We start from the raw sequence: 19533 nt of genomic DNA on the forward strand, positions 1-19533 counted from the left end.
ACGGTAACACGACGTTTATTCGCTCAGTGGCTCAGCGTTGGGCTTATTGACCAATTCAGCAATATCATCCATGACTTTAAGTGCAGCGAGTGGACCACCGACTGAAGTCCACAACGAACCATCAACCGGTGCAAAGCGACCTGCTTCAATGGCGCTTAGTTGGCGGAATGCTGGGGTGCTTTCTGCTTGTTTCATCGCGTCAACCGCGTCACCAGACGCGCTGAGTGTACCGATTACCATCCAATCACCATCTAGTACATCAAGCGCTTCCAAGCTCAGTGACATGGAATGGGTATGGCCTGGATCCTGCTGGTCGCTCGGGCGCTTCATGCCAACATCGGCGATCACCTGACTGGCAAAAGAATCCCGGAACATGTACGCCGGCCCTTTCGGATTCCAGCGCACGACACTGATGGTTTGCCCCAGTTTGTCGCCAATSGCTTGTTTTGTCTTTTTCACATGGGCGTGGTAGCGCGTCATAAAGGCTTCGGCTTCGGTTTGACGGTTTAGAATAGTCGCAGTGCGCTTAAATACCTTTTTCCAATTTTCACCGTAGTCAAATGTGACCACTGTTGGTGCAATTTCGCTTAGCAGCGCAATCACTTCAGGTCGATTGGGCGCGGTTAAGATTAAATCTGGCGCCAGTTCTAGAATGCTTTCTAAGTTTGGCCGAGACAGCCCACCGACGACCTGGATTTCATCGTCAATGACAGGTTTTAAATATCGAGGTAAAGACGACTGGCCGCGGCCATTGACCGTACCAATTGGGGTGAGGCCTAACGCGAGGGTGGTATCTAAGTCGATTTCGCTTAGCGTAATGATGCGTTTAGGCTGTGCAGGGATCGCAACACGCTCTCCATACGCATTCTCGACTGTACGGGTTTCGGCGGCACTGGCTTGGTTCACCATGCAGAACAGAGCGAGGGCCGTAAAAAGGCTTCTCAGCAAAWTAATGCTCCTTATTATATGTCCAATGAAATGAATAAATTCTGGTGAATCTYACCTAATAAGGCGACTGATAACTATTTTTATTTAATTCTGTTATCAGAAAACGGGTGTTGATATCATGCCCGACATCGTTGTGATACAAGGAGTTGCAAGCGTGTCGAAATCTCACCTCGCCTGGTTAGGGGGCGGTGTTCTCAGTGTTTGTCTTTTTTCGATGATATCAATGTCGGTTGGAGCAGGGGAGTATGGCGCAGCAGACGCTTTTGCGTACTATTTGTCTGCAATCATCCCATCCTCTTCAATGCATCCGTCAGAACATATGACAATGGTGATGGACACCCTACGCTTGCCACGCACACTGTGCGCATTGTTGGTCGGTGTTAGCTTATCATTGGCGGCGTCATTACTCCAAAGCGCGACCCGTAACCCACTGGCAGAGCCAGGCTTGCTGGGTGTGAATGCCGGCGCAGTGCTAGGGTTGGTCACCGGCTTGACTTATTTTGGCGTCGAATCTGCATTGGGATATCTCGTCTGGTCTGGATTAGGCGCGTTGGCGGGCAATGTGTTGGTCTTACTTGTTAGCCAAGTGGTGGGGAAGTCCAGTCCACTCAAGCTGATTTTGGTCGGGGTCGCGATGAATGCCACCTTTGGAGGGGTATCCAATTACCTTTTACTGTCAAACCAAGTGGTCTTAGATCAGTTTCGGTTTTGGAACCTCGGCTCGCTGGCGGCTGCGGACATGACGGCGATGATGCTGATCTCTCCCTTTATGCTCGCTGCCATCGCGTTGACATTCTTACTGGCGCGTCAGCTCACCATGATGCAGCTTGGCGAGCAGCAGGCACAATCGCTTGGCATTAATACCTATTGGGTGCGAGTGGGGGTGTTACTGGCGTCTACTCTGTTTACCGCTTGCGCTATTTCTGTGGCTGGGCCGATCAGCTTTGTTGGTTTTCTAGCCGCTTATTGTGCCCGCATGGTCGAGCCCGTTCGCTTGTCTCTCCAGGTTATCTTCTCGGCGCTATTCGGTATTTGTTTTATCTTGATTGCCGATATCTTGGCGCGTTGGATCATTCAGCCTTATGAAATGCCAAGTGGCGTGTTGTTGGCAATGATAGGCGCGCCGGTGTTGATTGGTGTGGTTCGACGTGGCGGGTTTCGCGCATTGCTGGCCGTTAAGTAGGAGCAAGTAGTATGGAAAAAATGGTTACTCAGGCTCGGCAAATAGCGGACGATTCATCAAGCAATCAAACGCCGCGCCACATACCAAACGGAAAATGGCTATGGCAGTTTGGTCATTACACAATGCTTATCGAACGCCGAGCGTTGTGCATAAGCATACTAATGATGCTGATCCTTATAGTGATGAGTTTGCTGGCTGTAAGTATTGGCTCGGCCAAGCTGACGCCCTGGCTGGCGTTTAAATCCTTATTCGGCGAGTCGAGTCGCATGGCAGAAATCATGGTGTTTAACATTCGCCTGCCGCGTGTGGTTGCGGTGTTAGTTGCTGGCGCGGCGATGGGTTTGTCGGGGTGTATGATCCAAACCTTAGTGCGCAACCGGCTTGCAACCCCTGATATGGTCGGTGTCAATGAGGGGGCGACATTAGCCATCACGTTTTTTACCCTTTATATCACATTGGGAGCTTGGCCATGGTGGGCGGCTCCCTTGGGGGCAATGTTTGCTGCATTCATGTTGTATACATTGTGCCGACACCCTGGAGAGCAAGGATACCTGTTTGTGGTGATTGGTATTGGTGTTTCTGAGCTCATGCGGGCTGTGGGTGAGTTTCTGATGTCGACGGAGTCCATTGTGCATGTCAGCAGTGTATATTTTTGGACCATGGGAAACTTTGTGGGTCAGGGGTACAGTGTTAGCGTGCCGGTGGCGTGCCTATTACTATTATTGACCCCGGCCGTGATTTACTTTTCCCGACAGTTGGATGTGCTGCGGCTGGGTCTTCCTACTGCCCAGAGCCTGGGGGTAAACATCAGCCGTGTGCAGATAGCCATTCTACTGTTAGCGATTGTGACTGCCGCGTTGGGAACCGCAATTGGTGGTCCCGTGGTGTTTATCGCCATGGCAGCGCCTATTATTGCGACTTACCTACTTAAGGGGCGTGTCGTCCCACTTTGGACAGCAGCAATACTCGGCGCGCTGCTACTTTTGGTGAGCGATACATTGGTCAGGGTCTTAGCCGATCCCCACGAAGTCGCGACAGGGATCATGACCCGTATTCTAGGTGGCATCATGCTATTTGTGTTTTTACTGCGAGATAAAGGGCAGGCAGATTAATGACAGCATTATCGATGACAGGTGTCGGGTTTTCTTATGAGAAAAAAACGATCCTCAAAGATGTTTCATTCAACTTGAGTAAAGGCAAGTTGGTGGGGATTGTTGGCCCGAATGGGGGTGGCAAATCTACCTTGCTCAAGATGATGGCTAAGCACCTCGTGCCGCAGCAAGGCGTGATTACTCTGAACGGACAACCCTTGTCGGATTATTCGATGAAAGCGCTGGCCAAAGCGCTGGCATTTCTACCCCAGCAGCCGATCAGTCCGGCTGGGATCACGGTTGAACAGCTCGTGCAGTACGGGCGACATCCTCACCAAGGTTGGTTCAATCAATGGAGTGATGAAGACGCGACTCAAGTCAGCAACGCCATCGGTAAAATGAAATTGAATGGTTTGCTCACGCAACCCATGACAAGTTTATCGGGGGGGGCAACGTCAACGGGCTTGGCTAGCAATGATTTTGGCGCAAAACACAGAGGTTATTCTGCTTGATGAGCCGACCAGCGCATTAGATATTGGCCATCAAATCGAAGTGATGGAGAGCATTCACCAAATGGTGGCGATGGGTAAAACCGTGGTGCTAGTTATCCATGACCTTGCGGCGGCGGCGCGTTACTGTGATGAACTGATCGCCATAGGTGATCAAGGTATTGTGGCGACAGGGCCAGTGACGGATGTGATCACTGAGCCGATGATCAATAAGCTCTACAATACCCAGGTGGATATTCTCAATGCGCCTTTCGATGATGCCCCGGTCATCGTCCCACGGCGTCAAGCCGCGTATAGCACTGATTAATTTATGTTTTCACGAGTAGATTGGCGAACAATGAAAGCCAGCTGTTGAAGCTGGCAGTGGTCAATCAAACGCGCGTTTGCGGTCGTACGGCTACGCCTCTAGCATGCGTTGGCGACTAAAGGATCCGAGTGTCTTTGACGGCGAACATTAACGGCAGTGGCGAGCATGTCTAGCATGGTCTCAGTATCTTTCCAGCCGAGACAAGCATCTGTGATTGATTGCCCAAAGGTCATCTCTTTCGATATCTCTTGCCGACCTTCAACCAGGAAACTTTCCGCCATAATGGCGTTAATGCCATGATTTCCTTTGCTAATCTGACGACATAGCTCTTCGGCGACAAGCAGCTGGCGTTGGAATTGCTTCAGACTGTTGCCGTGACTACAGTCGATCATTAAGCCTGTATTTATTCCTTTGTCTTGCAGTTGTAGCAAGGCATTACTGATATCTGTTTCGCTGTAATTGGGGGCTTTACCACCTCGTAAAATTAAATGACAGTCGGGGTTACCGGTGCTGTTCACCGCATAAAGCTGTCCATCTTGACCTGTCGCGGTGTAACGATGGGAGTGGTTGCTGGCAATAATGGCATCCATCGCCACACCAATATTTCCGTCAGTGCCATTTTTAAACCCGATTGGACAAGGGAGTCCAGAGCTTTGCTGACGATGGGGTTGAGATTCCGTCGTTCTCGCGCCAATGGCGCCCCAGCTCATTAAATCAGCGAGGTAAGTAAAGCTGGTGGTATCGAGAAACTCCGTCGCAGTTGGTAGCCCCAGCGCATTGATATCAACCAGCAACGCTCTAGCTTGCTGAAGCCCCTTGCCGATTTTATCGCTGCCATCCAAATCGGGGTCAAACAGTAATCCTTTCCAACCAACAGAGGTCCGTGGCTTTTCAAAGTAGGTTCGCATCACTACAACCAATTGATCCTGGTAGCGCTCGGCATAACGAGCCAGTAGCTTGGCGTACTCTAGCGCTGCCGCTGGATCATGAATTGAGCAAGGGCCGATAACGACCAACAAACGATCATCGCGACCATGTAAAACCTCTCTTATTGTACGTCGAGAGTGATCAATGTGTTCGCTTAGTGTGTCTGGGCAGGGGATGTCGGTTGCAAGTGCAGCCGGTTTAGGCAGTGCCTGCCACGAATGGGCGCGGATCACTGAAGGGTCAATAGCCATTATTTGTTCCTTGTTTGTCATCATGAGATGACACCACTCTTGTGCTTCAAAGCGCCATTACAGACTAATGGGTAAATAATCTATATTGTTATAATTATCATCAAGATATGCTCACCGCGCTCGCGGTCTCAAACAAGTGTTACTGATGAAATGATATCTATTCGCGTTTGATTATACACAAACTCATCAGCGATAAAAGAGCAAATATTTGCCTCAGCGATGTTGCTTTCCTACATTATCCTACAGCGCTGAAGTGCCCCTTTTCTTGGCAACTCTTCGCTCTAAAGCGAAAAATGCAATTCATAACAGTCAGTCGGGGATTCAACCGCGAAGTGCAACACTCTCGTTTGCAGCTAATGATAATTTTGACATTTATTGTGAGGAGTGTGTTCCGTTTTGATGGTTTTTCTAGCAATGAATAGGCTGTGGTATTAGCCTTTTTATTTCTCTAGCGAAAGCAGGTGCGTGATAATTTTGATTCTAAGCCTCACTGGTATCAAGGCCTTCAGGGTATTTCACTAACTAGCGCGCCTTTCATTTCTTTATATTTTAAGCTGTCTTTTATTGGTGTTGGCTCAGGTTCTCACGTTGACAGTATTTTTACTTGGAGGTATATTTCTATGCGCATAAATTCAGTGATTTATGCTTATAAATGAACGCTTCAGCCCAATGTCGTTTAATTTTTATAATACGTCTTTAGGATCTAAATAGAATGAACAAAAAAAGTCTGTGTGAAAAAGGGTGTTTTTTGTTGGTGGTGAGCCTGTTTGCTAACGCTTCATATGCGCAAGAATGGTTAGAGGGTGTTTATATCAATCAAGAAAAAGACTCTCTTATGGAAGAGGTGGTCTTCTGCAAAGATGGTAAAGCATATGCAGGTATGTCACCTCGAAACTATGAAATGACGACTAAGAACGATGAAAGATTCGTTGTTCTGAAGTCAAATGGTGTGTTCACTTTTAAAGTATCTGATGACAGTAAAGAGTTGTTCCCTGTCGATAGTTTCACCAAAAACTGGTTTACAGAAAAAACACTTCTTCTAGATAGTGATCGAAAAGACACTTGTAGATAGGAAAGGTTATCTTCCACGAGCCATACCAAAACATACAACCAGATCAAACACTTTGGTTAGACTGTTTTTACTTCTGATAACCTTTTCGACTAAATACTTTGCTTTATTATAGGAAATATAATGACTAATGAAATTACTGAGAGTCCGATTAAAGTGGTTCAGTTCTCGCGTAAGAATTTTATCGCGCAGGTAGTGATAGGTGGACTGATGATTGCTGCAGGTATAGCCTTAAATGTCTTTGTCGCAGCTTTGGGCGGTTTGTCATTTATCTTAATGTCAGTTGCCAATAATAGCATCGATCATTTAAGGTTTTATCAAGACCGTATGGAAATAAAGCTATTAGCTCTTCGCTCTAGAGATACAATTTTTAACAAAGATATATCGGATGTGCAAGTAGAGTCCAATGTTGTGATCTTGACCGTTAAAGAGGGCGAAAAGCAAAAGACAAAGAAAATCCCCTTAGGTTATTTTTCCGAAGAGGATAAAAAAGAAATAGTCGCTTACTGCGAAGGTATAAAAAATGACTCTATTAATTGATAGTTTGACGAACACGAAGGGTCATGATTAGTCGTCATATTGTGAGTGATATTATATATCCTCATAAACCTAAGTCATACGCCTCAAGCTAGTGGTCGAGAGTCTTTTCTATTCTTTTTAGTACTGACAATGTTGTTTCGAGTTCTGCTTGGGTAATACCTTTTGTGCACTCGGTCGCCCATTGGAATTGCTTTTTATCGAGTTTGGCATAGACTGCTCTTCCACTTTCGGTGAGACTGACCAATTTAGCGCGTTTGTGATCCGGGTTTTCGCTGAATTGCAATAGATCATCGTTGTGCATGGCATCAACTAATCTTTGAACCGCCTGCCGTGTTAAGCCCATTGCTCGCGCTATTTGCGATACTGTTTGTGGACTGTTTGCTAAGAAAAGCGCGCCTAGAACTTTCCATCTCGCACTCGTGATGTCGTACTCAGCGCCCATTTGGTCGCCCGCATTGACGAGACTCCCCCCTAATTTAAATACTTCCAGAACAATATCGGTGAAAACGTGACTTTTTTGAAGTGTGGACATATGCTCTTTTTTTCTCAATTTGACAGCATGTTGACAATATGCATGATAGTTACCATAATGACAACATATTACCAATTTATGAGATTTAAGGAAATCAAATGATCCTAATCCACTGTCTTGCGGCAATCATTGCTAGTTTGTGTGTTGCCACGTTTTTCTGCACCACGGTTTTGGTTGAGCTTTTTGGTAGCACGATGGCGATTGAAGCAGCGAAAAGTCTGATTGTTTGGCCAGGGTTGTTTGTTCTTGTTCCATCAATCGTTGTCGCAGGCAGCAGTGGTTTTGTGTTAGCTAAGACAAAAGGCAATCGGGGCGGGCTGATACAGAATAAGAAAAAAAGAATGCCATTTATCGCGCTCAACGGTCTGTTGGTGCTTGTGCCGTGTGCGCTCTTGCTCGATAGCTGGGCGTCTAATGGGGGACTTGGTACCCGCTTTTATATAGTACAATTGATCGAGCTAATTGCGGGTGCAATCAACTTGCTTCTGCTAGGGAAGAATATGAGAGATGGTTTTAGGTTAACTAATAGGTTCCGCAATTAGTCCCCGAAAGAGGGAATGCCAAAAAAAGCATGCAGAGGTGGCGCTTTACAACATAGATATGGAGGATGTGATAGTAATCAGGCTATCCTGTTTATTATTGCTATGAGTTTAATATGGATATTTACCTAGAAATAGAGGTGTCGAAAGCGCAGCATGAGGCTATTGAAGCGCTTAGAAACAAGGCATTTCCTGACCATCAAGTTTCCCGTTCCTACTATAAGCAGCTTTTGCATATGCGGGCTTTGCAGTACCACGACAATCAACTGATTGGTTATATGGGGCTGGATTATAGGGTAGTGAATGTCGGTGGTGAGGTATACAAAGTGTTAGGCGTGAGTGATTTTTGCATCGACAGCGCTTGGCAAAGAAAAGGGATAGGCTCGGGTATGCTGGCGCAACTGACTGACTATGCGCGAGATAAAGATGTTGATTTCATTATTCTTATTTCTGAGCTGCACGATTTTTATGTGGCCAATGGCTTTCAGCTCGTCGAGTCACATGCCTCTTGGCTACGCATCCATGAACATACAAATTATGGCGTTGCGGTCGAGTATGTTGATGAATTGTACGTTAAACCGATGAAAGATAAATCATGGCCTGCGGGGCATATGGATTGGCTTGGATATAGGTATTAATGCCATAGGTATAAGTAGCTTATGCCGCGTAAGAGGGGGTTAGTCGTTTTTTGTGTTGTGTGCTGGGCGTGGCTCAAATCCCACCTGATCACGTCCATTGTTCTTGGCCCAATATAGGCGTTGATCCGCCAAGTGGACAAGATAGTCAGGCGAGATGTCTGGCGTACACTCAATGGTCGCAACCCCCAAACTAGCGGTAACATGACGAGCGGCGTTGGATCTGCTGTGGGGAATACCGAGTGCTGCAATCGACGCTTTAATCGTCATCGCAATCGATACGGCGTCTGCATGCTGGGTTTCCGGTAAAATACAACTAAATTCCTCGCCACCATATCTCGCGGCCAAATCTTGTGGACGCTTGAGGCTTTGTTGAATCACCTCGCCAACTGCCTTTAGGCATCTATCGCCTGCCAAGTGACCATAGGTGTTATTGAAGTGCTTAAAGTAATCTAAATCGATCATGATCAGCGACATAGAGGCGTTTATCCGCTTGAGCCGTTGATATTCGCCGTCGAGCACGTTATCAAAGCGGCGGCGGTTCGCTAAGCCAGTGAGGGCATCGGTAATACTCAGCGTTTCAAGCTTGTCACGAGCAATTTTGAGCTCGGAAAGGTAGTTTAATTGATCCCAATAGGTGCGAAGTGTAAATAAGGCGAGTAACCACAACACAATCAGCGCTCCCACAGCGACTCTCACCTGATGACGCCAATCCGCCTGCCAATGCTGGTCTGCTTCCCCGACTACGGCATAAAAGGGGAGCCCCTCGACTTTACGAATACTGAATAAACGTGGCACGCCATCTATTGGCGAGGTGGCGCGAAAGCTCTTGTCGGTTTGCCCGGATGTGATAAAAGCCTCAACGATAGGATCATCAATGAGTTTACCCAAGGTTTCCGGCTTAGCGGGCTTTCTTGCCAATAATCGAAGGTTTTTGTCAGTGATAGCGACCACATCCAGGGGATCTATGGAAATATGCTCGACCCATTTAGAGAAAAAGGTGAGATCAACGCCCACCGCGGCAAACCCTTTGAAGCCTGGCTGCTCGGGCAAAAGCTCACGCGTCTGTGTGATGTTTAGTGGGCCGGTCGTACTTTTAAACGCGTTGGAGACAAATGTATCTCGATCAGGGAAGTCGCGTAGTGCTCGGCAATAGTCTCGGTGACTTCCATCCCACCCTAGTTCGTCACTATTCGCATGGGTAATGATACAGTTTTGATCAAAAAGGCCGGCGAGAATGACATTAGGGACGGTGTTCATTTTGGAGACCACAAGCGCCGTTAGTTGCTGATGTGCCTGCAAATCTTTGGGCGGATAGACGAGATCCTCAGGCTCAACATGCCCTAGTATATCTCTTAATAAATAGTCGGTGATTTGAAATGAGCCTTCGATCCATTCGGCGATCAAAAAACTCACGCCTTCGACGCGCCCACGGGCTTTATCTTCTTCTTGTTGTAACGAGCGCATTAAGCCCATTGTTGCGACTGCACCGAGAAGCAAGCAAAAAACCACACAAAAAATCAGACTGCTCTTTCGGTTGGACACTAATCACACTGCTCCTTTGTTCACAAATTTAACTATAGGAGCCGCTACTTCGGTTGTCGACAAGGCTGAATAGACGCGCGCCTGCAGCTGTCGGCAGGCGCGATCGTAGCGTCTTGATGTGATTGGTAGACTGGGCGCTCTTTTGTTGCATCACCGCAAACGACTCGTAAGGGGCCAGTTTATAGGTTGTGCTTAACTGTTTGACCGGATCCATGTTGTAGCTGAGGCAGGTTAAGTCCTTATCGCGCCAGTGTTCGGGGAGAGTGATGGCTTGTTTTTGCTCGCTAAAGTTACTGACTACCAAAATACGGTGGGTATCGTCGAAGCGCTCGTAAGCCATCACGTTAGGGTGTGACTCTTCCACAGGCGCAAACTGGCCGTGTACGATCAATGGATATTGCTTGCGCAGCTTAATCAGTTCACGGTAGTGATAAAGCACTGAGCCGCTATTTTCTGTCGCCCGTGCCACATTGATGGTGGTGTAGTTAGGATTAACCGGTAACCATGGTGTTCCTTGGGTAAAGCCTGCCTGCGGTGCGTTCTCCCATTGCATTGGGGTACGGGCGTTATCGCGACTGTTTTGGTATACCGCCTCCATCATGGTGTCGGGATCGACACCTTCCGCGACGCGTAAATCGTAAAAATTGCGGGTTTCGATGTCTTGATAATCGTCGATAGACGGGAAGGCGACATTGGTCATCGCAATCTCTTCCCCTTGGTAGATATACGGCGTACCTTTCATCAAGTGCAAGGTGGTGGCGAGCATTTTTGCCGAGCGGGTCCGATATTGGCCGTCGTGACCAAACTTGGATACGGCACGCGGCAAATCATGGTTGTTCCAAAATAGTGAGTTCCAACCGCTATCGGCCAGCGCTTGTTGCCATTTGAACAGTACCTGTTTGAGGGCGGCGATATCCAGCGGCACGGGCTGCCATTTATCGCCGTCTTTCCAGGTAGCGGTGATGTGTTCAAATTGGAACACCATGGAGAGTTCATTGCGTTCCGGTGCGCTGTAAAGCTTGGCGATCTCGGGCGTTGCGCCCCATGTTTCGCCGACGGTGAGCAAGTCTTTGCCACCAAATGTGGCATGATTCATTGCCTGTAGCAGTGGGTGAAGGCGCGGGCCATTGCCAGTAATGCCTTTATCGATTTCTTTGCCAATTAAATCAATCACATCAAGGCGGAATCCGCCAATGCCTTTGTCAATCCACCAGTTCATCATTTTATGCACGGCGTCATGGACGGCGGGATTTTCCCAGTTCAGATCGGGCTGACGTTTGGAGAACAAGTGAAAGTAATACTGCTCGGTGTTTGGCTCCCATTGCCATGCGCTGCCACCAAAAATTGAGCCTTGATCATCGGGTGCACTGCCATCGGGTTTGGCATCGCGCCAAATGTAAAAGTCGCGATAAGGACTGTTTTTGTCGTGAAGCGCTGCTTGGAACCAAGGGTGTTCGTCGGAGGTATGGTTCACCACCAAATCCATCACGATTTTGATGCCAAGTGTGCCGGCTTTATCAATCAAGCGCGTCATGTCTTCCATGGTGCCAAATTCAGGCGCGATCGCGCGGTAATCGGAAATGTCATAGCCATTGTCATCCATCGGCGATTGATACACCGGCGATAGCCATAACACATTGACGCCGAGCCAATGTAAGTAATCGAGCTTCTCGATAATTCCGTTAAGATCGCCAATGCCATCACCATTGGTGTCGTAAAAACTGCGAGGGTAGATTTGATAAACAACGGCATCATGCCACCAAGCGTTCTGCATACCGATTACCTCTTATCGACAATAAAAATCCTCAAAGCCTCAGCTTGAGATGTGGCCAACAGCCTAGCGCGCGAGCAGTGCTAAGAAAAATAGGCGTGACGCTTGTTGATATAACCGTTTGACTATAGGTAAGATGATAATAGATGAAAAATATGCGTTATCATTGAATCACGTATCTTGATTAGGCTATAAAGTAAGCCATTAAACTGTGAGTGGGGGCGGTATGGATGTAGAAAAAGTCGCCGGCTACTTTATTGCGGTGGTTGAGGCGGGTGGTATTAAAGCGGCTGCGTTGCAGTTAGGGATCAGCCAACCCTCATTGACGGCACAGATCCAAAAGCTGGAGCAACGTCTCGCGTGCCCGCTGTTGGTTCGACACCCTCGCGGCGTCAGTATGACTGCAGCAGGAGAGCTTTATTATCAGCATGCCACGGCACTGCACGCCGAGCGGCAAAGGCTTCATGCCCAGATTCATGCTTTGCAAGCGCGTGAAGCAGGACAAATAAAGCTTGGCACTGGGGAGGCGTGGTGGCCCTTGTTTGTCAAACCGGCAGTACTTGAGTATCAAGCGGATCGTCAGTGTGCCGTCCATATTGAATTCGGTAACCGTTTGGCATTAATGGCGTCGCTACTCAGTGGCGATGTGGATGTATTTATCGGTCATGAAATTGACGATTTGGTTGCGAGCCAGCAAGTGCGCTTTATGCCGTTGTTTCAGGATACGGAAAGCTATTATGTGGCTGATAACCATCCGCTACTCACAGACACATCCGCCAGCATCGACTCTCAGCGCCTGAGTGATTGGCCTTTGATGCGTGTCACGCCTGATCATGCCCGGCATGCGCATTTGCTGGCGAACCCCATCAGCCCAACGACGCACGTCAACCAAGTGGTGTTTGATGTTGATGCCCTCAGTCCCGGTATTGACTTATTACACGACACTCAGTCGGTGATGCCCTATACCAGTCGAGCCCAGATGTATCTGGCGAGTCAGGGGGTAAAAGTGTTGGGTGTTCACCCGAGTAAGAGAAGTAACGTCGGTTTATATACCTTGCGCAATGAGCGGAATGAAAAAGTCGACGCGCTGATCCAGCAGCTGTGTGAGGCGGCTCATCAGATGGACACTTCGCCATGTCATACCAGTTAGGGTAAAGCTTATTGGTTAAGAAAGTGCTAGACTAAGTCGCCTTTGTCGCACACTGTCTGTGTCGTGCTGGCTGCGAATGTAGGGATTAGCTAGCCGATTCAGGGTGTTCCAGTGGTGACATCGATGAAATCAATAGGTAGCGCCAATTACCAATTTGGCCTTAGCGCTGCTAATTTGTGGCGCAAATCACATGCAGTACCTTTATTATCAAAGGAAAGATGATGGTAATTCCAGAAAACAGCAGTATTGTTATTTTTGGTGCATCTGGCGATCTGACCTTCCGTAAGCTGATCCCAGCCCTGTACCACTTATATGCGAACAAACAGCTGCCTGCGTCTTTCGCGATTCTAGGCGCAAGCCGCACCTTCTACAGTGACGAGTCATTTCGCGATAAACTACGTCACTCCATGCAAGAGCTTGAAGAGACCGATCCTGCCACGCTCGACGCCTTTATGGCGCATGTTCACTATCAATCATTTAATATCTCTGACACCAACGAATATGGTGCGTTGACAAGCCGCTTGGATGCGCTTTCTGACCAATATGGCTTTACTCAGCGCAATACGCTTTTCTACCTCGCGACTCCACCGAAGCTGTATAACTTTATTCCTGCCTGCCTGGCAGCGCATGGCCTCAATGATGAGAGCAACGGTTGGAAACGCTTGGTGGTTGAAAAGCCGTTTGGTTATGACTTAGCCTCCGCGCGTCAGCTCGACAAAGACATTCATGCTTATTTTGCCGAGCATCAGATCTATCGCATTGACCATTACTTAGGTAAAGAAACGGTGCAAAACCTACTGGTTTTCCGTTTTTCTAATGCGATGTTTGAACCGCTTTGGAACCGTAACTTCATTGACTATGTAGAAATTACGGGGGCTGAAAACCTTGGGGTAGAAGGCCGCGGTGGTTACTACGATCAGTCTGGTGCGGTGCGCGACATGTTCCAAAATCACTTGTTGCAAGTGTTATCGCTTGTGGCGATGGAGCCTCCGGCGCAAATCAATGCTGACGCCATGCGTGATGAAGTATTCAAAGCGTTGCAGTCACTCGAGCCGCTCTCTGAAGACGACTTACACAATAACCTAGTGCTAGGTCAGTACACCGAATCTCACGTGGGTGGTAAGCCACTGCCTAGTTATCGTGATGAGCCAGGTGTGGCGGAAGACTCGCGTACTGAGACCTATGTTGGCCTGAAGATGTTTATCAACAACTGGCGTTGGAATGGGGTGCCGTTTTATGTGCGCACCGGTAAACGCTTGCCAACACGCGTGACCGAAGTGGTGATCCACTTTAAACAAACTCCGCATCCTGTATTTGGTAAAAATGCCCCTGAGAACCGTTTGGTGATCCGCATTCAGCCCGACGAAGGCATCCAAATGAGCTTTGGTCTTAAAGAGCCAGGTGCCGGCTTTAACGCGAAAGCGGTCAATATGGATTTCCATTATACGTCGCTGGAAGAAACCCAGATGCTGACCGCCTATGAACGTTTGTTGCTAGATGCCCTCAAAGGCGATGCGACCTTGTTTGCTCGCAGTGATGCGGTCGAAGCTTGCTGGCAGTTTGTTGAGCCTATTCTGCAGTACAAAGAAAATGACAAAGCCTTGTTTGGCTATGCCTGCGGAACATGGGGACCGAAAGAAGCGGATCAGTTGCTGGAGCGTGATGGCCATGCTTGGCGCTTTCCCTGCAAAAACCTGACTGACACGGAATACTGCGAATTATGATAAATGCCCGAATTTTTGATGATGCCGACGCGGTGGTCAATCACTTAGCCGACGCGATGCAAGCGCTCAGCGCGCAAGATCGTGCCGTGCACATTTCGCTTTCTGGCGGCAGCACGCCCAAAATGCTGTTTAAGCGTTTAGCCAGTGATGATTATGCCAATGCGATTCAGTGGCAAAACCTGCATTTTTGGTGGGGCGATGAGCGCTGTGTGGCACCGGATGATGCCGAGAGTAACTTCGGCGAAGCCAATAAGCTGCTATTTAGCCAGATTCGCATCCCGGAAGAGAACATTCACCGCATTCGGGGTGAAGACGATCCGGATGTGGAAGCGGCCCGCTTTAGTGCCGAAATGCAAGCCTTGATCCCAAGCGAAAACGGCACGCCTGTGTTTGATTGGATTTTGCTGGGCGTCGGTGGCGATGGCCATACGGCCTCGCTGTTCCCGCACGATCCTCAGTATGACAATACCGCGCTCGTGCTGGTGGCTTCGCATCCTGAATCGGGGCAAAAGCGTGTATCAAAAACCGCCCGTGTTTTGCGTGCGGCGAAGAAAATCAGTTATCTGGTGTTGGGTGAAGGTAAGCAAGCGATCGTGCATGAGATCGCCACACACGAGCCTACCCAACTGCCATATCCTGCCGCCAATATCCGTAGTGCCAAAGGCACCACGGAATGGGTACTCGATGCCGCGGCAGCAAAAAAATTACCAGAACAGAATTAATGGAGAGCACGATGAAAGGTGATATCGGCGTAATTGGTTTGGCGGTCATGGGCCAAAACCTGATCCTCAACATGAATGACAACGGCTTTAAAGTGGTGGCGCATAACCGTACCGCGGCCAAAGTCGATGAATTTCTGGAAGGCCCAGCGAAGGRCACCAACATTGTTGGCGCTTACTCGTTAGAAGAGCTGGTTGAAAAGCTCGAAAAACCACGCAAAGTGATGCTGATGGTTCGTGCAGGCACCGTTGTAGATACCTTTATCGACAAACTGACGCCACTGCTTGATGAAGGCGACATCATTATTGATGGCGGTAATACCAACTACCCAGATACCAACCGTCGCGTGGCAGCACTGCGTGAAAAAGGCATTCACTTTATCGGTGCCGGTGTCTCCGGCGGTGAAGAAGGAGCCCGTTTTGGACCATCTATCATGCCGGGTGGCTCTGAAGAAGCATGGCCAGCGGTTAAACCTATCTTCCAAGGTATCGCCGCGAAAACCGACGCCGGTGAACCATGCTGTGATTGGGTTGGACGTGATGGCGCCGGCCACTTTGTGAAAATGGTTCACAACGGTATCGAGTATGGCGACATGCAGCTGATCACCGAAGCGTACCAGTTCATGAAAGACGGCCTTGGCATGAGCCATGACGAGATGCAGCAGGTGTTTACCGACTGGAATAAAACCGAGCTGGATAGCTATTTAATTGAAATCACCGCAGACATTTTGGGCTATAAAGACCAAGACGGTGAGCCATTGGTTGAGAAAATTCTCGACACTGCAGGCCAAAAAGGCACCGGTAAATGGACCGGCATCAACGCGCTGGATCTTGGCATTCCGCTCACTCTGATTTCTGAGTCCGTGTTCTCTCGTTGCCTGTCGGCACTTAAAGATCAGCGTGTCGCGGCAGAGAAGCTGTTTGAAAAACACATCCAGCCGGTTGAAGGCGATAAAGCCGAGTGGGTTGATGCGCTGCGTCAAGCGCTGCTGGCGTCAAAAATTATCTCTTACGCGCAAGGTTTTATGCTGATGCGTGAAGCGTCTAACGAGAATGGCTGGGATCTTAACTACGGTAACGTCGCACTGATGTGGCGCGGTGGCTGTATTATCCGTTCGGCCTTCTTGGGTAACATCCGTGATGCGTTTGATAAGGATCCTAACTTGGCCTTCTTGGGCTCAGATGCGTACTTTAAAGGGATCTTGGATAACTGCTTGGCAGCATGGCGTAAAGTGGCGGCGAAATCGATGGAAACGGGCATCCCCATGCCATGTACTACATCGGCGTTGACCTTCTTGGATGGCTACACCACGGCACGCTTGCCCGCGAACTTGCTGCAAGCACAGCGTGACTACTTCGGTGCGCACACCTATGAGCGCCTTGATCAGCCGCGCGGTGAGTTCTTCCACACCAACTGGACAGGCACGGGTGGTAACACCGCCTCGACAACGTACGACGTGTAACGTGACAGACTAAGTCACTGCCTGTCGCAATAAATAGAAAAGGGATGCTTCGGCATCCCTTTTTGTTGGCATAAGCAAAAAACTCACTTAGCATAGGCAAAAAAGGAGACCCTATGCCGCGTCCTAAAATGCCCCGCCGTATCTGCGGGAAACCCCATACCAACTGTTTTAAACCCAACGCCATTCCACTCAGTGAACTTGAGACGGTGACCATTGGTCTGGATGAGTTCGAAGCCATGCGTCTTGTTGATCATCAGGGTATGCAGCAACTGCAAGCGGCGGAAGTCATGGGCGTATCTCGTCAAACGTTAGCCAACCTGGTTAAACGCGCTCGCGCCAAAACCACCGCCTGCCTTGTAGAAGGCAAAGCCTTGGTGTTTGAGTCAGAAGAGTCGTGTTAGGTTAGCCATCTACAAAAACAAGATCTGTGCTGCGTGTGACTCACCAAGGTGCTTTTATGGTTTACTAAACTGTAATTTCACGTCAATGATTGCCGTGAAAATAGGTATTTTTAAACCAATACTTCCATTTAGTTATTGTCATTCATCATGCGGCTTAGCAAGGATGCGCGCGTGTTCGAAAAAGCATTCTGTCGCGCGACGTTGCAGTTTGACGCGAATACTCTCGATGTCTTGACGCAACTTTCCTCATTTTTCTCTCACAGAATAGTTTGCATATGCCACAAATCAAGCGTATTTTTGGCATATGCTATTTATATAAAGAGAGAACGGAAGATGACAATTGCTATTGCGATGAACCAAGACCGCCCTGCGGGACATTTTATGAAGGCCGAGCACTTTGCGCTGTTTGACGATGATGGCCAAGCACTCGTTCAGTTCGCCAACCCACGTGTAACAGAAGTTTGCGGTGCCAAAAACGCCTTGATAGCGATGCTGAAAGCTAACCAAGTAACACGTGTGGTGACTCGTCATATTGGCGAGCATGCGTTAGCGGGATTACTTGATGCTGGCTTACATGTTTATCAGTTAACCAATGGTCGCCTAAATCCAACCCAGTGGTTGTCGCCTGCGTACTGGCAACCGCTTACGGATGCGAGTCAAGGACGGCCGGCGTTGCAGCGAATGAAGCAGCAAAAACCACAACAACAGAACGCCGCTTGTCACTCAGAGCGTGGGAAAGGCTGTGGCGCGCAAGGCCGCAGTTTAGGTCATCAACATCGAGGGTGTGGTAAGCGGCAAGGTAAAGGCGGTCACGCCAGTGGACAGGGTTGCGGTTGCCATGACTGAATTACGTGTGATGCCGCCACGGTCGCATCATCAGTGTGTGGCTTGTAGTGACAATGGGCTGTTTAATCTTAGATTTTACCAAGACGATGAAACTGCAGTGAGCGCAAAAGTATGGTTAGAAAGCACTTGGCAGGGGTATCAAGATCAGCTACACGGTGGGGTGGTTGCCACGCTTTTAGATGCAGCTTTCACCCATTGTACCTTCTTGTTTGCCCCGCAAAGTGTGACAGCGTCACTTAATATTCGCTATCACCATCCAGTGCCCGTTGCCGTTGAGGCGGAGGTACGAGCATGGTGTATAAAAGCGAAACATGGAATGAGTCAGTTGGAGGCAACGCTTACCGTTGCGGGCACTGTGTGTGCCAGTGCAACAGCAAGCTTTATGCGAATGCGTGCGTCAAAAACTAGCTAACGGCGCGGCGCAGGCGATCATGCACGGCAAGCCATGCTTCGCCATGAGGAGGCTGGGCGAGCCAGATCTCATCGACGCCGAGTTGGTCGGCTTGGGCAAGTTGGTGATATAACGCTTGCCCGTAGCGTGCAGCGTCATCCGGCATGGCAATGCAGACCAGATCATCCCGTGTTGGGGCGTCGCCAAAGTGAAGCAAGGCCGCGCGTTTTTCCGGATGGGGCGCAGAGAGATCAGACAAGTCTGCCGCCACCATCTGCAACCGCGTATTGGGTTGGTAATGGCTTCCCACATTGCCGGGCACCACGGTGTCGTGCTGCTCGGGGGCGTCGACCGTTTCACCCAGCACGGCGCTCAGCTCGCTGGCGGTGATTGGACCGGCGCGAAGTACCCGGAATGGACGCTTGGTAAGATCGACAATGGTCGACTCCAGCCCATGTTGGCAAGGGCCGCCATCAATCACCGCGGCGATCTTTCCGCCTAAACCATGCATCACTTGCTCCGCCGTGGTGGGGCTGAGCTTTTTATACGGGTTCGCAGACGGGGCGGCAACAGCAAGCTGATGGGTGGCGAGCAAGTCTAACAACACAGGTTGCGCGGGCACGCGAAGCCCAATGGTATCCAATCCACCCGTGACTACCGGTGAAATATGCTCGGCACGTGGCAACAGCAGTGTCATCGGCCCTGGCCAGAAGGCATTCGCCAGCTTATACGCTTCATCCGGGATCGGCGTTGCCCACTCGGTAATCGATGCGACGTCACCGAGATGCACAATCAAAGGGTGGTTCGCGGGTCGACCCTTGGCGGTAAAAATACCCGCGACGGCGTCTGGATTGCTGGCATCCGCTGCCAAACCGTACACGGTTTCTGTGGGCACCGCGACTTGTTCGCCGGCTTTTAGCAGTTCGGCGGCTTGTGTTAGGTCCGTTGAACACTGCGCTGAGAGAAGTTGCGTTTTCAACGACATGCTCCGT

General features: G+C 49.3%; 21 protein-coding genes. 15 read left to right on the forward strand and 6 right to left on the reverse strand.

The window, feature by feature from the left end; all coding sequences use genetic code 11:
* Positions 1-15 precede the first annotated feature (15 nt).
* Complete coding sequence (locus BZG73_RS06890) at positions 16-948, reverse strand: ABC transporter substrate-binding protein (RefSeq protein WP_235606031.1); 933 nt, start codon at positions 946-948, stop codon at positions 16-18.
* A 154-nt stretch (positions 949-1102) separates the two neighbouring features.
* Between BZG73_RS06890 and BZG73_RS06895 the strand changes: the two genes are divergently transcribed.
* From BZG73_RS06895 to BZG73_RS16255, 4 genes are all read left to right on the forward strand, one after another.
* Positions 1103-2131 carry a FecCD family ABC transporter permease gene (locus BZG73_RS06895; protein WP_274532369.1) on the forward strand — a complete coding sequence of 343 codons (1029 nt, stop codon included), beginning with the start codon at positions 1103-1105 and terminating at the stop codon, positions 2129-2131.
* Between the two features lie 161 nt (positions 2132-2292).
* On the forward strand, positions 2293-3243 hold the full coding sequence (locus BZG73_RS06900; RefSeq protein WP_274534125.1) for a FecCD family ABC transporter permease: 951 nt from the start codon (positions 2293-2295) through the stop codon (positions 3241-3243).
* Positions 3243-3734 carry an ABC transporter ATP-binding protein gene (locus BZG73_RS16250; RefSeq protein WP_327294683.1) on the forward strand — a complete coding sequence of 164 codons (492 nt, stop codon included), beginning with the start codon at positions 3243-3245 and terminating at the stop codon, positions 3732-3734. Before BZG73_RS06900 ends, BZG73_RS16250 begins: the two co-directional genes overlap by 1 nt.
* The gene (locus tag BZG73_RS16255) at positions 3703-4038 is read left to right on the forward strand and encodes an ABC transporter ATP-binding protein (RefSeq protein WP_327294685.1); all 336 of its coding nucleotides are present in this window, start codon (positions 3703-3705) and stop codon (positions 4036-4038) included. Before BZG73_RS16250 ends, BZG73_RS16255 begins: the two co-directional genes overlap by 32 nt.
* A 98-nt stretch (positions 4039-4136) precedes the next feature.
* Here BZG73_RS16255 and BZG73_RS06910 read toward each other — a convergent pair whose 3' ends face one another.
* Positions 4137-5216 (reverse strand): 3-deoxy-7-phosphoheptulonate synthase, encoded by a 1080-nt coding sequence (locus tag BZG73_RS06910; RefSeq protein WP_077667933.1) that lies wholly within the window; start codon positions 5214-5216, stop codon positions 4137-4139.
* A gap of 712 nt (positions 5217-5928) precedes the next feature.
* Here BZG73_RS06910 and BZG73_RS06915 point away from each other — a divergent pair.
* Positions 5929-6288: a hypothetical protein gene (locus BZG73_RS06915; protein WP_077667934.1), complete on the forward strand. Its 360-nt coding sequence runs from the start codon at positions 5929-5931 to the stop codon at positions 6286-6288.
* A gap of 120 nt (positions 6289-6408) precedes the next feature.
* Positions 6409-6825 (forward strand): hypothetical protein, encoded by a 417-nt coding sequence (locus BZG73_RS06920; RefSeq protein WP_077667935.1) that lies wholly within the window; start codon positions 6409-6411, stop codon positions 6823-6825.
* Between the two features lie 88 nt (positions 6826-6913).
* Here the strand turns inward: BZG73_RS06920 and BZG73_RS06925 are convergent, their stop codons facing one another.
* The gene (locus tag BZG73_RS06925; protein ID WP_077667936.1) at positions 6914-7357 is read right to left on the reverse strand and encodes a MarR family winged helix-turn-helix transcriptional regulator; all 444 of its coding nucleotides are present in this window, start codon (positions 7355-7357) and stop codon (positions 6914-6916) included.
* Positions 7358-7455: 98 nt separating this feature from the next.
* Here BZG73_RS06925 and BZG73_RS06930 point away from each other — a divergent pair, with 98 nt between their 5' ends.
* On the forward strand, positions 7456-7899 hold the full coding sequence (locus BZG73_RS06930; RefSeq protein WP_077667937.1) for a hypothetical protein: 444 nt from the start codon (positions 7456-7458) through the stop codon (positions 7897-7899).
* A gap of 113 nt (positions 7900-8012) precedes the next feature.
* Complete coding sequence (locus BZG73_RS06935) at positions 8013-8534, forward strand: GNAT family N-acetyltransferase (RefSeq protein WP_077667938.1); 522 nt, start codon at positions 8013-8015, stop codon at positions 8532-8534.
* 39 nt (positions 8535-8573) lie between these two features.
* Here BZG73_RS06935 and BZG73_RS06940 read toward each other — a convergent pair whose 3' ends face one another.
* Both BZG73_RS06940 and BZG73_RS06945 read right to left on the reverse strand, forming a co-directional pair.
* Positions 8574-9998: a sensor domain-containing diguanylate cyclase gene (locus BZG73_RS06940; RefSeq protein ID WP_158075277.1), complete on the reverse strand. Its 1425-nt coding sequence runs from the start codon at positions 9996-9998 to the stop codon at positions 8574-8576.
* Between the two features lie 106 nt (positions 9999-10104).
* Complete coding sequence (locus tag BZG73_RS06945) at positions 10105-11850, reverse strand: glycoside hydrolase family 13 protein (protein WP_077667940.1); 1746 nt, start codon at positions 11848-11850, stop codon at positions 10105-10107.
* Positions 11851-12073: 223 nt separating this feature from the next.
* On the opposite strand from BZG73_RS06945, the gene BZG73_RS06950 reads away from it, so the two are divergent.
* From BZG73_RS06950 to BZG73_RS06980, 7 genes are all read left to right on the forward strand, one after another.
* Positions 12074-12997 carry a LysR family transcriptional regulator gene (locus tag BZG73_RS06950; RefSeq protein WP_077667941.1) on the forward strand — a complete coding sequence of 308 codons (924 nt, stop codon included), beginning with the start codon at positions 12074-12076 and terminating at the stop codon, positions 12995-12997.
* Positions 12998-13218: 221 nt separating this feature from the next.
* On the forward strand, positions 13219-14721 hold the full coding sequence (gene zwf / locus BZG73_RS06955) for a glucose-6-phosphate dehydrogenase (protein ID WP_046075800.1): 1503 nt from the start codon (positions 13219-13221) through the stop codon (positions 14719-14721).
* Complete coding sequence (gene pgl / locus BZG73_RS06960; RefSeq protein ID WP_077667942.1) at positions 14718-15443, forward strand: 6-phosphogluconolactonase; 726 nt, start codon at positions 14718-14720, stop codon at positions 15441-15443. Before zwf ends, pgl begins: the two co-directional genes overlap by 4 nt.
* Before the next feature lie 11 nt (positions 15444-15454).
* Positions 15455-16903, forward strand: coding sequence for a decarboxylating NADP(+)-dependent phosphogluconate dehydrogenase (gene gnd, locus BZG73_RS06965; protein ID WP_077667943.1), 1449 nt, complete (start codon positions 15455-15457; stop codon positions 16901-16903).
* A gap of 113 nt (positions 16904-17016) precedes the next feature.
* The gene (locus tag BZG73_RS06970) at positions 17017-17304 is read left to right on the forward strand and encodes a DUF134 domain-containing protein (protein WP_074214694.1); all 288 of its coding nucleotides are present in this window, start codon (positions 17017-17019) and stop codon (positions 17302-17304) included.
* A gap of 333 nt (positions 17305-17637) precedes the next feature.
* Positions 17638-18150: a NifB/NifX family molybdenum-iron cluster-binding protein gene (locus BZG73_RS06975; RefSeq protein ID WP_158075279.1), complete on the forward strand. Its 513-nt coding sequence runs from the start codon at positions 17638-17640 to the stop codon at positions 18148-18150.
* Positions 18143-18562, forward strand: coding sequence for a PaaI family thioesterase (locus tag BZG73_RS06980; RefSeq protein WP_052708130.1), 420 nt, complete (start codon positions 18143-18145; stop codon positions 18560-18562). The genes BZG73_RS06975 and BZG73_RS06980 overlap by 8 nt, the downstream gene beginning before the upstream one ends.
* Here BZG73_RS06980 and BZG73_RS06985 read toward each other — a convergent pair.
* Positions 18555-19526: an L-threonylcarbamoyladenylate synthase gene (locus BZG73_RS06985; RefSeq protein ID WP_101494480.1), complete on the reverse strand. Its 972-nt coding sequence runs from the start codon at positions 19524-19526 to the stop codon at positions 18555-18557. The genes BZG73_RS06980 and BZG73_RS06985 overlap by 8 nt on opposite strands.
* Positions 19527-19533 lie beyond the last annotated feature (7 nt).

This window comes from Salinivibrio siamensis (assembly GCF_001996005.1).
In the GTDB taxonomy this organism is placed as follows: Bacteria; Pseudomonadota; Gammaproteobacteria; order Enterobacterales; family Vibrionaceae; genus Salinivibrio; species Salinivibrio siamensis.